This window comes from Escherichia sp. KTE172, from assembly GCF_000408845.1.
Classification (GTDB): Bacteria; Pseudomonadota; Gammaproteobacteria; order Enterobacterales; family Enterobacteriaceae; genus Escherichia; species Escherichia coli.
In genome coordinates, this window is record NZ_KE137316.1 from 4,450,407 (window position 1) to 4,465,980 (window position 15,574).

At 48.8% G+C, this 15,574-nt stretch carries 18 protein-coding genes, 1 tRNA gene and 1 pseudogene; 7 read left to right on the plus strand and 13 right to left on the minus strand.

The window, feature by feature from the left end:
* Window positions 1-3: 3 nt before the first annotated feature.
* The 4 genes from purK to ppiB form a co-directional block, all read right to left on the minus strand.
* Window positions 4-1,071 carry a 5-(carboxyamino)imidazole ribonucleotide synthase gene (gene purK, locus G434_RS03385; RefSeq protein WP_000815527.1) on the minus strand — a complete coding sequence of 356 codons (1,068 nt, stop codon included), beginning with the start codon at window positions 1,069-1,071 and terminating at the stop codon, window positions 4-6.
* On the minus strand, window positions 1,068-1,577 hold the full coding sequence (purE, locus tag G434_RS03380; protein ID WP_001295318.1) for a 5-(carboxyamino)imidazole ribonucleotide mutase: 510 nt from the start codon (window positions 1,575-1,577) through the stop codon (window positions 1,068-1,070). The genes purK and purE overlap by 4 nt, the downstream gene beginning before the upstream one ends.
* 117 nt (window positions 1,578-1,694) lie before the next feature.
* On the minus strand, window positions 1,695-2,417 hold the full coding sequence (lpxH, locus tag G434_RS03375; RefSeq protein ID WP_000212237.1) for a UDP-2,3-diacylglucosamine diphosphatase: 723 nt from the start codon (window positions 2,415-2,417) through the stop codon (window positions 1,695-1,697).
* A 2-nt stretch (window positions 2,418-2,419) separates the two neighbouring features.
* Window positions 2,420-2,914 carry a peptidylprolyl isomerase B gene (gene ppiB / locus G434_RS03370; protein WP_000256002.1) on the minus strand — a complete coding sequence of 165 codons (495 nt, stop codon included), beginning with the start codon at window positions 2,912-2,914 and terminating at the stop codon, window positions 2,420-2,422.
* A gap of 173 nt (window positions 2,915-3,087) precedes the next feature.
* Between ppiB and cysS the strand changes: the two genes are divergently transcribed.
* On the plus strand, window positions 3,088-4,473 hold the full coding sequence (gene cysS, locus G434_RS03365) for a cysteine--tRNA ligase (protein WP_000912355.1): 1,386 nt from the start codon (window positions 3,088-3,090) through the stop codon (window positions 4,471-4,473).
* Window positions 4,474-4,508: 35 nt separating this feature from the next.
* Here the strand turns inward: cysS and G434_RS03360 are convergent, their stop codons facing one another.
* The 3 genes from G434_RS03360 to folD form a co-directional block, all read right to left on the minus strand.
* Window positions 4,509-5,030 (minus strand): metal-dependent hydrolase, encoded by a 522-nt coding sequence (locus G434_RS03360; protein WP_001143546.1) that lies wholly within the window; start codon window positions 5,028-5,030, stop codon window positions 4,509-4,511.
* A gap of 107 nt (window positions 5,031-5,137) precedes the next feature.
* Window positions 5,138-5,350 (minus strand): ribosome-associated protein YbcJ, encoded by a 213-nt coding sequence (gene ybcJ / locus G434_RS03355; RefSeq protein WP_000190288.1) that lies wholly within the window; start codon window positions 5,348-5,350, stop codon window positions 5,138-5,140.
* Window position 5,351: 1 nt separating this feature from the next.
* Window positions 5,352-6,218: a bifunctional methylenetetrahydrofolate dehydrogenase/methenyltetrahydrofolate cyclohydrolase FolD gene (gene folD, locus G434_RS03350; RefSeq protein WP_000729161.1), complete on the minus strand. Its 867-nt coding sequence runs from the start codon at window positions 6,216-6,218 to the stop codon at window positions 5,352-5,354.
* A gap of 470 nt (window positions 6,219-6,688) precedes the next feature.
* Here folD and fimA point away from each other — a divergent pair, with 470 nt between their 5' ends.
* The 5 genes from fimA to sfmF all read left to right on the plus strand — a co-directional run bounded on the left by fimA (window position 6,689) and on the right by sfmF (window position 12,329).
* A complete protein-coding gene (gene fimA, locus G434_RS03345) occupies window positions 6,689-7,231 on the plus strand; it encodes a type 1 fimbrial major subunit FimA (RefSeq protein WP_000776555.1) in 543 nt (180 codons plus the stop codon).
* A 219-nt stretch (window positions 7,232-7,450) separates the two neighbouring features.
* Window positions 7,451-8,143 carry a type 1 fimbria chaperone FimC gene (fimC, locus tag G434_RS03340; protein WP_000988368.1) on the plus strand — a complete coding sequence of 231 codons (693 nt, stop codon included), beginning with the start codon at window positions 7,451-7,453 and terminating at the stop codon, window positions 8,141-8,143.
* A 30-nt stretch (window positions 8,144-8,173) separates the two neighbouring features.
* Entirely contained in the window at window positions 8,174-10,783 is a 2,610-nt protein-coding gene (locus tag G434_RS03335) for a fimbrial biogenesis usher protein (RefSeq protein WP_001309312.1), read from the plus strand.
* A 12-nt stretch (window positions 10,784-10,795) separates the two neighbouring features.
* Entirely contained in the window at window positions 10,796-11,803 is a 1,008-nt protein-coding gene (gene fimH / locus G434_RS03330) for a type 1 fimbria D-mannose specific adhesin FimH (protein ID WP_000691065.1), read from the plus strand.
* Between the two features lie 10 nt (window positions 11,804-11,813).
* Window positions 11,814-12,329, plus strand: coding sequence for a fimbria assembly protein (sfmF, locus tag G434_RS03325; RefSeq protein ID WP_001309313.1), 516 nt, complete (start codon window positions 11,814-11,816; stop codon window positions 12,327-12,329).
* A gap of 2 nt (window positions 12,330-12,331) precedes the next feature.
* On the opposite strand, the gene fimZ is transcribed toward sfmF, so the two are convergent.
* The gene (fimZ, locus tag G434_RS03320) at window positions 12,332-12,964 is read right to left on the minus strand and encodes a fimbria biosynthesis transcriptional regulator FimZ (RefSeq protein ID WP_000805422.1); all 633 of its coding nucleotides are present in this window, start codon (window positions 12,962-12,964) and stop codon (window positions 12,332-12,334) included.
* Window positions 12,965-13,206: 242 nt separating this feature from the next.
* On the opposite strand from fimZ, the gene G434_RS03315 reads away from it, so the two are divergent.
* A tRNA-Arg gene (locus G434_RS03315) sits at window positions 13,207-13,283 on the plus strand.
* Between the two features lie 15 nt (window positions 13,284-13,298).
* On the opposite strand, the gene G434_RS03310 is transcribed toward G434_RS03315, so the two are convergent.
* The 5 genes and pseudogenes from G434_RS03310 to G434_RS03295 form a co-directional block, all read right to left on the minus strand.
* On the minus strand, window positions 13,299-14,462 hold the full coding sequence (locus G434_RS03310; protein ID WP_001299447.1) for an integrase: 1,164 nt from the start codon (window positions 14,460-14,462) through the stop codon (window positions 13,299-13,301).
* Between the two features lie 161 nt (window positions 14,463-14,623).
* Window positions 14,624-14,689: pseudogene (locus G434_RS30845) on the minus strand (helix-turn-helix domain-containing protein); the annotation flags it as partial.
* Entirely contained in the window at window positions 14,661-14,939 is a 279-nt protein-coding gene (locus G434_RS03305; protein ID WP_000488407.1) for a DUF4222 domain-containing protein, read from the minus strand. The gene G434_RS03305 and the pseudogene G434_RS30845, both read right to left, overlap by 29 nt.
* Window positions 14,940-14,986: 47 nt before the next feature.
* Window positions 14,987-15,205: a TraR/DksA family transcriptional regulator gene (locus tag G434_RS03300; RefSeq protein ID WP_000763385.1), complete on the minus strand. Its 219-nt coding sequence runs from the start codon at window positions 15,203-15,205 to the stop codon at window positions 14,987-14,989.
* 92 nt (window positions 15,206-15,297) lie between these two features.
* Window positions 15,298-15,519, minus strand: a complete 222-nt coding sequence (locus G434_RS03295) for a hypothetical protein (protein WP_000188871.1) — start codon at window positions 15,517-15,519, stop codon at window positions 15,298-15,300.
* Window positions 15,520-15,574: the final 55 nt, after the last annotated feature.

Genomic DNA, 15,574 nt, shown 5'->3' on the forward strand with positions numbered 1-15,574 from the left:
AGGTTAACTGAACTTACTCTGCGCCCAAATCACGCCGCTGGCATACTCTGGCGGCAGCAGCGGGATTAAGGCTTCCAGCGTCGCGGTCAGACGCGATGTGTCGCTGTCGGTCAAATTCAGATGCCCCACTTTACGGCCCGGACGGACTTCTTTGTCGTACCAGTGCAGATGCACCAGCGGCAATTTCAGCCAGTCATAATTCACATCGCTACCAATCAGGTTGATCATCACCGACGGACTATTCACTACCGGTTGCGGTAACGGCAGATCGGTAATCGCCCGCAGATGCAGCTCAAACTGGCTGATGCTGGCACCGTTTTGTGTCCAGTGACCGCTGTTATGCACACGCGGAGCCAGTTCGTTGATCAGCAGACCTTGCGGGGTGACAAAACACTCCATCGCCATCACGCCCACATAGCCCAGCTCCTGCATAATCGCCGACAGCATCTCTTCGGCTTGCGCTTGCTGCTGCGCATTGGCCTGCGGGAAAGCGACGCTGGTACGCAAAATACCGTCCTGATGCAGGTTATGCGTCAGCGGATAAAACACGGTGCTACCATCAAAGCCGCGCGCGCCAACCAGCGACACTTCGCCAGAGAAGTTAATGCCCTGCTCGACAATACATTCGCCGTAACACTCTGCCGGTAACTGTTCGGTTTCATCGGCACGTAAACGCCATTGACCGCGACCGTCATAGCCACCAGTGCGACGCTTAACAATCGCCAGCTCACCTAAACGATCAAACACCGCAGGCCACTCGCTGCGATCGGCAAGTAACTGCCACGGTGCGGTCGGCAGGTGGAGCTTATCGAAAAGCTGTTTCTGAGTCAGACGGTCGGCAATAATCGGGAACACATCGCGGTTCACAAAGGCCGGATGGCGCGCCAGTTCGCGGGTTAATGCGGTTTCCGGCCAGCGTTCGATCTCAGCGGTAATCACGCTTTGTTGAAAAGGCACCGCCGCCGGTTCAGCGTCCAGTCCGACCGGCCAGACAGCAATGCCTAACGGTTCGCCTGCCTGACGCAGCATACGGCCTAACTGCCCGTTACCGAGGACGCAAACCTGTTTCATGCCGCACCTCGCGGGTCCGGGTTTTCCAGCACTTCATCAGTTTGTGCTTTGCGCCAGTCATTCAGACGCTGGTGCAGTTCTTTATCATGAGTCGCAAGAATTTGTGCTGCCAGTAATGCCGCGTTTGCCGCGCCAGCTTTACCAATCGCCAGCGTACCCACCGGAATGCCGCGTGGCATTTGTACGATGGAGTAGAGGCTATCGACACCGCTCAGTGCGGCGCTCTGTACTGGCACGCCCAGCACCGGCACCAGCGTTTTGGCGGCAATCATACCTGGCAGGTGCGCTGCGCCGCCTGCGCCCGCAATAATCACCTGATAACCGTTCTCTTCGGCGCTTTCGGCGAAGCTGAACAGTTTATCGGGGGTGCGGTGAGCAGAAACCACTTCAACGTGGTGCGGGACATTCAGGATTTCGAAGATTTCGGCGGCGAACTGCATGGTAGCCCAGTCGCTTTTGGACCCCATCACGATGGCGACACGCGCCGGATTATTGCGGGAAGACATGCGTCTTAAAACTCCTGTGGTGCACAACTCTCGGCTTTAGAGGGCACAGAGAATAGCACGGAAAGAGAGCAAGGAAAACGGTTGCGTGGCTGTGAAATCAGCAAAGTTGCGGGTTTTTTAAAACGGAAAATGAATCAGCTCAACGTCATCCGCCGTGACTTTCACCATTGAACCTTCAGTATGCCAGGCTCCCAGCACGACGCGGAAAGCAGGTTGCTGATTGGCGATAAGTTCATGTACTGCCGGGCGATGGGTATGCCCGTGAATCAGCCATTGCACCTGATGTTTTTCCATCGCACTGACTACCGCGTTTTGGTTAACGTCCATGATCGCCAGCGATTTACTGCTGTTGGCTTCTTTGCTGTTCGCTCGCATTCGCGCGGCAATGCGTTTGCGCACAAACAACGGCAGGGCGAGGAATAGCGTTTGCAGCCAGGGTTTGTGGACTTTGGCGCGAAAAGCCTGATAACCGGCGTCATCGGTGCACAGCGTGTCGCCATGCATAATCAATACCCGGCGACCATACAGTTCGAGCACCTTTTCTTCCGGCAATAACGTCATGCCGCTTTCACGGGCAAAGCGTTTGCCGAGCAGAAAATCACGGTTGCCATGAATGAAATAACAGGGAACACCGGAATCGGACACCGCTTTGATCGCTGCCGCCATCTGGCGATGGAGTGGGTTGGGATCGTCGTCGCCAATCCACGCTTCAAACAGATCGCCAAGAATATACAGCGCGTCGGCCTTGCGGGCTTCCCCCGCTAAAAAACGCAGAAAACCGGCGGTGATCGCCGGTTCTTCCGCGCAGAGATGAAGATCTGCAATAAAGAGTGTCGCCACGATTACTCGCTAACGGTCACGCTTTCAATGATAACGTCTTCTTTTGGCACGTCCTGGTGCATACCGCTACGACCGGTTGCAACACCTTTGATTTTGTCTACCACGTCCATGCCTTCAACCACTTCAGCAAACACGCAGTAGCCCCAACCTTGCAGGCTTTCGCCAGAGAAGTTCAGGAAGTCGTTATCAACCACGTTGATGAAGAACTGTGCAGTTGCAGAGTGCGGTGCCTGAGTACGGGCCATTGCCAGCGTACCACGGGTATTTTTCAGACCGTTGTTGGCTTCGTTTTTGATCGGTTCTTTGGTGGCTTTTTGTTTCATACCCGGTTCAAAACCGCCGCCCTGAATCATAAAGCCGTTGATAACACGGTGGAAAATGGTGTTGTTGTAAAAACCTTCGCGGCAGTAGTCCAGGAAGTTTTTAACTGTTTCAGGTGCTTTATCGTCAAAAGTTTTGATGACAATATCGCCGTGATTGGTGTGGAAAGTAACCATTTTTGCATCCTGTTCCGTTTGATTGGTGCTTCAACCCGGTTCGGGTCATATATAGGGTGGTGTTATAGCATAACCGCACGATCGGATCATCACGCAATGTATGCTGATTCGCGCGGGAAATATGGGTATTATACGCAACTCAATTACCCACACATGTCTAAACGGAATCTTCGATGCTAAAAATCTTCAATACTCTGACACGCCAAAAAGAGGAATTTAAGCCTATTCACGCCGGGGAAGTCGGCATGTACGTGTGTGGAATCACCGTTTACGATCTCTGTCATATCGGTCACGGGCGTACCTTTGTTGCCTTTGACGTGGTTGCGCGCTATCTGCGTTTCCTCGGCTATAAGCTGAAGTATGTGCGCAACATTACTGATATCGACGACAAAATCATCAAACGCGCCAATGAAAATGGCGAAAGCTTTGTGGCGCTGGTGGATCGCATGATCGCCGAAATGCACAAAGATTTTGATGCTTTGAACATTCTGCGCCCGGATATGGAGCCGCGCGCGACGCACCATATCGCAGAAATTATTGAACTCACTGAACAACTGATCGCCAAAGGTCACGCTTATGTGGCGGACAACGGCGACGTGATGTTTGACGTACCGACCGATCCGACATATGGCGTGCTGTCGCGTCAGGATCTCGACCAGCTGCAGGCAGGCGCGCGCGTTGACGTGGTCGACGACAAACGCAACCCGATGGATTTCGTTCTGTGGAAGATGTCGAAAGAGGGCGAACCGAGCTGGCCGTCGCCGTGGGGCCCGGGCCGTCCAGGCTGGCACATTGAATGTTCGGCAATGAACTGCAAGCAGCTGGGGAACCACTTTGATATCCACGGCGGCGGTTCTGACCTGATGTTCCCACACCACGAAAACGAAATCGCTCAGTCCACCTGTGCGCATGATGGTCAGTATGTGAACTACTGGATGCACTCCGGGATGGTAATGGTTGACCGCGAGAAGATGTCCAAATCGCTGGGTAACTTCTTCACCGTGCGCGATGTGCTGAAATACTACGATGCCGAAACCGTGCGTTACTTCCTGATGTCGGGCCACTATCGCAGCCAGCTGAACTACAGCGAAGAGAACCTGAAGCAGGCGCGTGCGGCGCTGGAGCGTCTCTACACTGCGCTGCGCGGCACCGATAAAACCGTTGCGCCTGCGGGTGGCGAAGCGTTTGAAGCGCGCTTTATTGAAGCGATGGACGACGATTTCAACACCCCGGAAGCCTATTCCGTGCTGTTTGATATGGCGCGTGAAGTAAACCGTCTGAAAGCAGAAGATATGGCAGCGGCAAACGCGATGGCGTCTCATCTGCGTAAACTTTCCTCCGTATTGGGCCTGCTGGAGCAAGAACCGGAAGCGTTCCTGCAAAGCGGCGCGCAGGCAGACGACAGCGAAGTGGCTGAGATTGAAGCGTTAATTCAACAGCGTCTGGATGCCCGTAAAGCGAAAGACTGGGCGGCGGCAGATGCGGCGCGTGACCGTCTTAACGAGATGGGGATCGTGCTGGAAGATGGCCCGCAAGGGACCACCTGGCGTCGTAAGTAATTGCGCTATTGCCGGATGCGAGTTTTCGCATCCGGTTATCGTCTGCGCCACCACAACATTCCCATCAGTAGCATCCCCGGCAACCACACCCACATCAATTCAGAAATAATCACCTGATGCCCGTACGGTGTGCTGTAACGAGACAATGCAAACGGCGCGACTTTAATCACCTGCCAGGGAGCGAAAAAGCGTTCATCTGACCACGGCCACAGCCAGCCAACCCCTTTACCGCCAGTGGTTACCGAATCCAGCAAGCTGTGCGATAGCAACGAGACGGTTAAAAACAGCCAGCAGCGAATCAGCCCAGCCCTGAACCATCGGCGTCCAATCAGCACACATAACAGCGGGACAACAAACGCAAACACCAGCGAATGGGTAAACCCGCGATGACCAAAAACATTGCCGTAAGCAACGCCAAATTTAAACGACAAGACGTCGGCATCGGGCAGCATCGCCAGGATGATTCCGGCAAATAACAGGCGCGGAGGGATGACTTTCGAACCCAACCCTAAACCAATGCAAAGGGGAACGGCGGCGTGCGTAATAACGGTTGGCATGATGGTCCCTTCGGCAAAATGTCGATGCTATCAGCATGGATGAACGGGGCGTAGAGGGCAAAAGTCTGAAAAGAGAACCGGCCTGTTGATACAGGCCGGGGAAGGGATCAGGCAACAACCTGTACGCTGTGACCGGCAAAACTCACTGTCTGACCGGCGACGATTTTGCAGCGTTTGCGCGTTTCAACCGCACCGTCGACTTTTACCTGGCCTTCGGCAATCGCGATTTTCGCCTGCGCGCCGCTTTCGCTCCAGCCTTCCAGTTTCAGCAAGTCGCACAGCTCAACGTGCGGATGTTTACCTAAAGAAAATGTCGCCATGTTACTCACCCTGTGGATCATGATATTCAACGCACGCCTGTAGCGTGTTTTCAATCAGCGTGGCAACCGTCATCGGGCCAACGCCGCCGGGAACAGGCGTAATGTATGAGGCGCGTTTAGCCGCGTCTTCAAACACGACGTCGCCCACAACTTTGCCATTTTCCAGACGGTTGATGCCGACATCAATCACAATTGCGCCTTCTTTGATCCAGTCACCGGGAATAAAGCCTGGCTTACCGACGGCAACGATCAATAGATCGGCATTTTCTACGTGGTGACGCAGATTTTTAGTGAAACGGTGAGTCACGGTGGTGGTGCAACCTGCCAGTAGCAGTTCCATGCTCATCGGGCGGCCAACGATATTCGATGCGCCAATCACCACGGCGTTGAGGCCGAAGGTATCAATGTTGTAACGCTCAAGCAGCGTGACAATACCGCGCGGGGTGCAGGGACGCAGACGCGGCGCGCGCTGGCACAGGCGACCGACGTTATAAGGATGGAAACCGTCTACGTCTTTGTCCGGGTGAATTCGTTCCAGCACTTTGACGTTATCAATACCCGCCGGTAACGGCAGTTGAACCAGAATGCCATCGATGGTGTTGTCGGCATTCAGCGTATCGATAAGCTCCAGCAGCTCCGCTTCGCTGGTGGTTTCCGGGAGGTCGTAAGAGCGGGAGACGAACCCGACTTCTTCACAAGCCTTGCGTTTGCTTGCGACATAAATTTGCGATGCAGGGTTACTACCCACCAGCACAACGGCCAGTCCTGGTGCCCGCAGTCCGGCTGCAATACGCGCCTGAACTTTTTGAGCAACTTCAGAGCGCACCTGCTGCGCAATCGTTTTACCGTCAATAATCTTTGCTGCCATCAGAGAGAGGATTCCATCTGTTACGTAGGTCGAAGGGGATGCGCCTATTTTGTCAGAAGCGGGGCGCGCTGTCAGGTTTCGTTTCAGATTTATCGCGTGAAGCGACCTCGTGCGAAGGTGAGGCGCACTGTCGCTGAGATTGAAAGCTTCATTTTTCGTCCATGATGGCGTTGTAAATCTGGAACTGACTTATTTCCTTGTCAAAGGATTAAGATAATTTAAGAAATACCTGACAATATAAAAAGAATTTTCGGCCTGGTAATTTACCGCTTCAGGTCTATATTTGTGTTGAATATATTTTGCGCGGAAGTATTCATCTAACGGGGCTCTCTATTTTTTAGAATAGAGTGCATATTTTCAATTAAGACATTCTTAGAGGATAAAAAGGAATTTACTACTATCAGTGTCTTAAATAAAGTAATCGGTTATATACGGATGTGGAGTCGATAAATGAGATTGAAGGAATATATATGAAATTAAGATTTATTTCGTCTGCGCTGGCCGCCGCACTATTCGCCGCTACGGGTAGTTATGCTGCCGTTGTAGATGGCGGTACAATTCACTTTGAAGGCGAACTGGTGAATGCTGCCTGTTCAGTGAATACTGACTCGGCAGACCAGGTTGTCACACTCGGTCAATATCGTACCGATATTTTCAATGCTGTTGGTAATACCTCTGCATTAATTCCATTCACTATACAGTTGAACGACTGCGATCCTGTCGTTGCCGCTAATGCTGCCGTTGCATTTTCTGGTCAGGCGGATGCAATCAATGATAATTTATTGGCCATTGCATCCAGTACTAATACAACAACAGCAACGGGTGTCGGTATTGAAATACTTGATAATACATCCGCAATTCTCAAACCTGATGGGAATAGCTTCTCAACCAACCAGAACTTGATCCCCGGGACCAACGTTCTTCATTTTTCTGCACGTTATAAAGGCACCGGTACAAGTGCATCAGCAGGGCAAGCAAATGCTGACGCGACTTTTATTATGAGATACGAATAATCAAAACCACGTTGTTTTGAATTATATATCACGTCTTATAACAAAGTAATGTACCGGTTGTCTGAAGCGGTATGGTGGCAATGTAAATCGAAATCATATTCACTTTGTATCATGCCGCTTTATTAAATGAAAAGGGAATGATGTGTTGTAAGAAACCAAAGCAATCATTTCTTTATATTTCTTATTTTTGCCGTCAGGAATACACAAGGCGTATTAACTATGATGACTAAAATAAAGTTATTGATGCTCATTATATTTTATTTAATCATTTCGGCCAGCGCTCATGCTGCCGGAGGGATCGCATTAGGTGCCACGCGTATTATTTATCCCGCTGATGCTAAACAGACTGCGGTATGGATTAGAAATAGCCATACCAATGAGCGCTTTCTGGTCAATTCATGGATTGAAAACAGCAGCGGTGTAAAAGAAAAGTCATTCATCATTACACCGCCACTGTTTGTTAGTGAACCCAAAAGCGAAAATACTTTGCGTATTATTTACACCGGTCCACCGCTGGCGGCAGATCGTGAGTCTCTGTTCTGGATGAATGTTAAGACGATCCCTTCGGTAGATAAAAATGCATTGAACGGCAGGAATGTTTTGCAACTGGCGATTTTATCGCGCATGAAATTATTTCTCCGTCCAATTCAATTACAAGAATTACCCGCAGAAGCGCCGTACACACTCAAGTTTTCGCGATCCGGTAACTATATCAATGTTCATAATCCATCACCTTTTTATGTCACCCTGGTTAACTTGCAAGTGGGCAGCCAAAAACTGGGGAATGCTATGGCTGCACCCAGAGTTAATTCACAAATTCCCTTACCCTCAGGAGTGCAGGGAAAGCTGAAATTTCAGACCGTTAATGATTATGGTTCAGTAACCCCGGTCAGAGAAGTGAACTTAAACTAACCGAATCATCTGACAATATCAGAGCTAATTATGAAAATACCCACTACTACGGATATTCCGCAGAGGTATACCTGGTGTCTGGCCGGAATTTGTTATTCATCTCTTGCCATTTTACCCTCCTTTTTAAGCTATGCGGAAAGTTATTTCAACCCGGCATTTTTATTAGAGAATGGCACATCCGTTGCTGATTTATCGCGCTTTGAGAGAGGTAATCATCAACCTGCGGGCGTGTATCGGGTGGATCTCTGGCGTAATGATGAGTTCATTGGTTCACAGGATATCGTATTTGAATCGACGACAGTAAATACAGGTGATAAATCAGGTGGGTTAATGCCTTGTTTTAATCAGGCACTCCTTGAACGAATTGGCCTTAATAGCAGTGCATTCCCCGAGTTAGCCCAGCAGCAAAATAATAAATGCATTAATTTACTGAAAGCTGTACCTGATGCCACAATTAACTTTGATTTTGCAGCGATGCGCCTGAACATCACTATTCCTCAGATAGCGTTGTTGAGTAGCGCTCACGGTTACATTCCGCCTGAAGAGTGGGATGAAGGTATTCCTGCTTTACTCCTGAATTATAATTTCACCGGTAACAGAGGTAATGGTAACGATAGCTATTTTTTTAGTGAGCTCAGCGGGATTAATATTGGCCCGTGGCGTTTACGCAACAATGGTTCCTGGAACTATTTTCGCGGAAATGGATATCATTCAGAACAGTGGAATAATATTGGCACCTGGGTACAGCGCGCCATTATTCCGCTGAAAAGTGAACTGGTAATGGGAGACGGCAATACAGGAAGTGATATTTTCGATGGCGTTGGATTTCGTGGTGTACGGCTTTATTCTTCCGATAATATGTATCCTGATAGCCAGCAAGGGTTTGCCCCAACGGTACGTGGGATTGCCCGTACGGCGGCCCAGCTAACGATTCGGCAAAATGGTTTTATTATCTATCAAAGCTATGTTTCCCCCGGCGCTTTTGAAATTACAGATTTGCACCCGACATCTTCAAATGGCGATCTGGATGTCACCATCGACGAGCGCGATGGCAATCAGCAGAATTATACAATTCCGTATTCAACAGTGCCGATTTTACAACGCGAAGGGCGTTTCAAATTTGACCTGACGGCGGGCGATTTTCGTAGCGGTAATAGTCAGCAATCATCGCCTTTCTTTTTTCAGGGTACGGCACTCGGCGGTTTACCACAGGAATTTACTGCCTACGGCGGGACGCAATTATCTGCAAATTACACCGCCTTTTTGTTAGGGTTGGGGCGCAACCTCGGGAACTGGGGCGCAGTGTCGCTGGATGTAACGCATGCGCGCAGTCAGTTAGCCGACGACAGTCGTCATGAGGGGGATTCCATTCGCTTCCTCTATGCGAAATCAATGAACACTTTCGGCACCAATTTTCAGTTAATGGGTTACCGCTATTCGACACAAGGTTTTTATACCCTTGATGATGTTGCGTATCGTCGAATGGAGGGGTACGAATATGATTACGATTATGACGGTGAGCATCGCGATGAACCGATAATCGTGAATTACCACAATTTACGCTTTAGCCGTAAAGACCGTTTGCAGTTAAATATTTCACAATCACTTAATGACTTTGGCTCGCTTTATATTTCTGGTACCCATCAAAAATACTGGAATACTTCGGATTCAGATACGTGGTATCAGGTGGGGTATACCAGCAGCTGGGTTGGCATCAGTTATTCGCTCTCATTTTCGTGGAATGAATCTGTAGGGATTCCCGATAACGAACGTATTGTCGGACTTAATGTTTCAGTGCCTTTCAATGTTTTGACCAAACGTCGCTACACCCGGGAAAATGCGCTCGACCGCGCTTATGCCTCCTTTAACGCCAACCGTAACAGCAACGGGCAAAATAGCTGGCTGGCAGGTGTAGGTGGGACCTTACTGGAAGGCCACAACCTGAGTTATCACGTAAGCCAGGGCGATACCTCGAATAATGGGTATACGGGTAGCGCTACGGCAAACTGGCAGGCCACTTACGGTACGCTGGGGGTCGGGTATAACTACGACCGCGATCAACATGACGTTAACTGGCAGCTGTCTGGCGGTGTGGTCGGGCATGAAAATGGTATAACGCTGAGCCAGCCTTTAGGGGATACCAATGTTTTGATTAAAGCGCCTGGCGCAGGCGGTGTACGCATTGAAAATCAAACTGGCATTTTAACCGACTGGCGCGGCTATGCGGTGATGCCGTATGCCACGGTTTATCGGTATAACCGTATCGCGCTTGATACCAATACGATGGGGAATTCCATCGATGTTGAAAAAAATATTAGCAGCGTTGTGCCGACGCAAGGCGCGTTGGTTCGTGCCAATTTTGATACCCGCATAGGCGTGCGGGCGCTCATTACCGTTACCCAGGGCGGAAAACCGGTGCCGTTTGGATCACTGGTACGGGAAAACAGTACCGGAATAACCAGTATGGTGGGTGATGACGGGCAAGTTTATTTAAGCGGTGCGCCATTGTCTGGTGAATTACTGGTTCAGTGGGGAGACGGTGCAAACTCACGCTGCATTGCGCACTATGTATTGCCGAAGCAAAGCTTACAGCAAGCCGTCACTGTTATTTCGGCAGTTTGCACACATCCTGGCTCATAAAGGAAATTATCAATGAAGATAATCTGCAGATTATTATTGGCAATGGCATGTTTGTGTCTGGCAAACATATCCTGGGCTACTGTTTGTGCAAATAGTACTGGCGTAGCAGAAGATGAACACTATGATCTCTCAAATGTCTTTAATAGCACCAATAACCAGCCAGGCCAGATTGTTGTTTTACCGGAAAAATCCGGCTGGGTAGGTGTGTCAGCAATTTGTCCACCCGGCACGCTGGTGAATTATACATACCGTAGTTATGTCACTAACTTTATTGTTCAGGAAACTATCGATAATTATAAATATATGCAATTAAATGATTATCTATTAGGTGCGATGAGTCTGGTTGATAGCGTGATGGATATTCAATTCCCTCCGCAAAATTATATTCGTATGGGAACAGATCCTAACGTTTCGCAAAACCTTCCGTTCGGGGTGATGGATTCTCGTTTGATATTTCGTTTAAAGGTTATTCGTCCCTTTATTAACATGGTGGAGATCCCCAGACAGGTGATGTTTACCGTGTATGTGACATCAACGCCTAACGATCCGTTGGTTACACCTGTTTATACCATTAGTTTTGGTGGCCGGGTTGAAGTACCGCAAAACTGCGAATTAAATGCCGGGCAAATTGTTGAATTTGATTTTGGTGATATCGGCGCATCGTTATTTAGTGCGGCAGGGCCGGGGAATCGACCAGCTGGTGTCATGCCGCAAACCAAGAGCATTGCGATCAAATGTACGAATGTTGCTGCGCAGGCTTATTTAACAATGCGTCTGGAAGCCAGTGCCGTTTCTGGTCAGGCGATGGTGTCGGACAATCAGGATTTAGGTTTTATTGTGGCCGATCAGAACGATACGCCGATCACGCCTAACGATCTCAATAGCGTTATTCCTTTCCGTCTGGATGCAGCTGCGGCAGCCAATGTCACACTTCGCGCCTGGCCTATCAGTATTACCGGTCAAAAACCGACCGAAGGGCCGTTTAGCGCGCTGGGGTATTTACGCGTCGATTATCAATGAGGTACGGAGAATGAGAAGAGTGCTCTTTAGCTGTTTCTGCGGGCTACTGTGGAGTTCCAGTGGATGGGCAGTTGACCCTTTAGGAACGATTAATATCAATTTGCACGGTAACGTTGTTGATTTCTCCTGTACCGTAAACACAGCGGATATTGATAAGACGGTAGATTTAGGCAGATGGCCTACGACACAACTACTGACCGCTGGCGATACCACGGCACTCGTCCCTTTTAGCCTGCGGCTGGAGGGATGTCCTCCGGGTTCAGTCGCGATTTTATTTACGGGAACGCCGGCATCCGATACCAATCTGCTGGCTCTGGATGATCCCGCAATGGCACAAACCGTCGCCATCGAATTACGTAATAGCGATCGCTCCCGGCTCGCACTGGGGGAGGCGAGCCCGACTGAGGAAGTAGATGCAAATGGCAATGTCACACTAAACTTTTTTGCCAATTATCGAGCGTTAGCCAGCGGTGTTCAGCCAGGTGTGGCGAAAGCGGATGCGATATTTATGATCAATTATAATTAATATTATATTAATTCATATAATTTGGCGTAGTCGATAAGCTCTACAATTGAATGCAATCCTAGCTTGCCATAAATATTAGATTTATGCGCACTAACTGTTTTATTGCTAAGTAATAACTTATCGGCAATTTCTTTATTAGATAATCCGCTGACCAGATAACGTAATATCGTCACTTCACGATTAGATAGCACAGTGATCGTTGAACTATTCGTGCTACATTTATTGCTTTTTATATAGTTGAGCGTTTCGCTGGGAAAAAAAGTGTATCCGGAGAGGATCATCTGAACGGCATGAAAAATATCATTCTGATCATTGCATTTACTGACAAAACCGTTAGCACCAGCTTGTATCGCTCTGCCAGCATAAAAGCATTCTGATTTCGATGATAAAAATAATACTTTCACTGTGCTCTGGATTTGTTTGATCCTTTTCAGGAAGGTAAAACCGTCTGTTCCGGGCAAGTCTATATCCATAATGATTAAATCAACAGGACGGGTTCGGAGATAATCGATGGTTATGCGATAATCATCCGTTTTCAGGACAATTTGCAATTCACTGTTTTTTTGCAACAGAACTTCAATAGACATTCTGATGATAGGATGAGTATCCATAATGATCACCGACGTTGGTTTCATAGTTACCAGTCTCATAGGATCGGACAATTTTCCGTTAGGGCGGGAAATTGTACTTTGATACATGAAAATACGGGTTTTCTTGATTCAGACGCGCAGCGGTGTACGTTTGTTTGCCGCTATAGCGAAATAAATCAGAAAATCAGACGCGGTCGTTCACTTGTTCAGCAACCAGATCAAAAGCCATTGACTCAGCAAGGGTTGACCGTATAATTCACGCGATTACACCGCATTGCGGTATCAACGCGCCCTTAGCTCAGTTGGATAGAGCAACGACCTTCTAAGTCGTGGGCCGCAGGTTCGAATCCTGCAGGGCGCGCCATTACAATTCAATCAGTTACGCCTTCTTTATATCCTCCATAATTCCAGAGTGGGACATATTTGGGACATTATCACCAAAAATGTCGTCTATTTTCCTCGCATGCTCTGTCAAATGATTAGGCGCAAGGTGAGCATACCTACGAACCATTTCTATGGACTCCCATCCGCCCATTTCCTGAAGCACTGATAATGGGACGCCTGACTGAATCAGCCAGCTTGCCCAGGTGTGTCTGAGGTCATGGAAACGGAAATCTTCAATTCCTGCACGACGACAAGCTGATAGCCATGATGTCTTGCTGTCGATGCGCATCTTCCTGACCGCAGGCGTTGATGTTCCATCTGCTCGCTTAGCCGCCTTGGTATGTACAAACACCCATTTGTGATGCTTGCCTATTTGATCACGCAACACTTTACAGGCGGTATCGTTCAGCGCCACACCAATGGCGCGGTTTGATTTGCTCTCTTCTGGATTCACCCAGGCAACTCGTCGCTGCATGTCGATTTGTTGCCATTCCAGATTTATGATGTTCGACTTTCTCAGACCAGTTGCCAGCGCAAACTTGACGACAGATTTCAGTGGTTCGGGGCACTCATCAATAAGGCGTTTTGCTTCCTCCTTTTCCAGCCATCTGACTCGCTTGTTTCTGACCGCTGGTATCTTGATGACAGGCGCTTTTTCCAGCCACTTCCAGTCGCGTTCTGCAGCACGGAGAATGGCCTTTATCATGGCAAGATGCTTTGCCTTTGTCTGAGTTGATACTGGCTTTGGTTCATAAACAGGCAGTTCTTTACCTTTCCTGATGGCGGCCTGAACTTTCTGTTTCCATATTTCTTTCGTCTTTCTGTTATGCATTCTGCTTACAGCAGAGTAAATCTTTGCCTCCGAGATATCTTTAAGCCTTATACCCTCAAAATGTTCAAGCCAGAACTCAATCCGGCTTTTATCTGAATCGAGAGATTTTTTATCAGCTTTTTCCTCAAGCCATCTTAGGCAGGCCTCTTCAAAAGTGACATCAGGTAAATCCCCTAGCTTTTCTACTCGCCAGAGTTCTGCTTTTCGCTTGTCGTGCAACTCCTGAGCTTGCCGCTTGTCCTTTGTGCCAAGAGATTCCTTAATTCGTTTCCCGCCCGGGAGCGAATACGAGGCATACCATATTTCATTTCTGCGGAAGAGTGACATTTTCTTTCCTCTGTTATGCCATCACCCGCGCTCACCTGGACAGTATGCAGCGGAGACTGAAGCGCCGCAATGCAGGCTTGCCGTGTTGTGAGGTAAGGAGATTTTGGCTTGGTTGGATCTTTACGTGTTGCCTGTAGGCGGCCTGTTCGTATCCAGTTGGTGGCGGTTGGTCTGGATATCTTAAGAAACTGACAGGCCTCATCGAGTGTGAGGCTGTATGATTCCATGGTTACCTCTGCTTTTTGAACGCATGTCACGTAACTTCTTAATGTGTTCTGCCGTTTCGATCTCTTCTGCTATCCGATCTGCATCAGCTTTATTCACAGGTTCAAAGTCATGATTAAAGCGGAACATGCTGGCGATACATGTTCTGCCTTTTCGGATGTAGTGAACTTTGTTGTGGGTAGAACGCAGGATTTTGCAGGGAGTGCCGTGGTGGTCGACGTACCAGGTGTTAGGAAAAATGATTCTGAACATTTTTACACCTCAGTTGGACGATGTTGAAATTTGCTGCTTTGAGGCCATCATAGTCCCCATTGTTTGTTCTTAAGTTCGATCTCCTCCTGGCAACTTGCACAAGTCCGACAACCCTGAACAGCCAGGCGTCTTCGCTCATCTATCGGATCGCCACACTCACAACAATGAGTTGCGGATACAGTCTGGTAGTTCAGACGACGCATTTTTATTGCTGTATTGCGCTGTAATTCTTCGATTTCTGATGCTGAATCAATGATGTCTGCCATCTTCCATTAATCCCTGAATTGTTGGTTAATACGCTTGAGGATGAATGCGAACAATAAAAAAGGAGCCTGTAGCTCCCTGATGATTTTGCTTTTCATGTTAACCGTTCCTTAAAGACGCCGTTTAACATGCCGATCGCCAGGCTTAAATGAGTCGGTGTGAATCCCATCAGCGTTACCGTTTCGCGGTGCTTCTTCAGTACGCTACGGCAAATGTCATCGACGTTTTTATCCGGAAACTGCTGTCTGGCTTTTTTGATTTCAGAATTAGCTTGACGGGCAATGCTGCGAAGGGCGTTTTCCTGCTGAGGTGTCATTGAACAAGTCCCATGTCGGCAAGCATAAGCACACAGAATATGAAGCCCGCTGCCA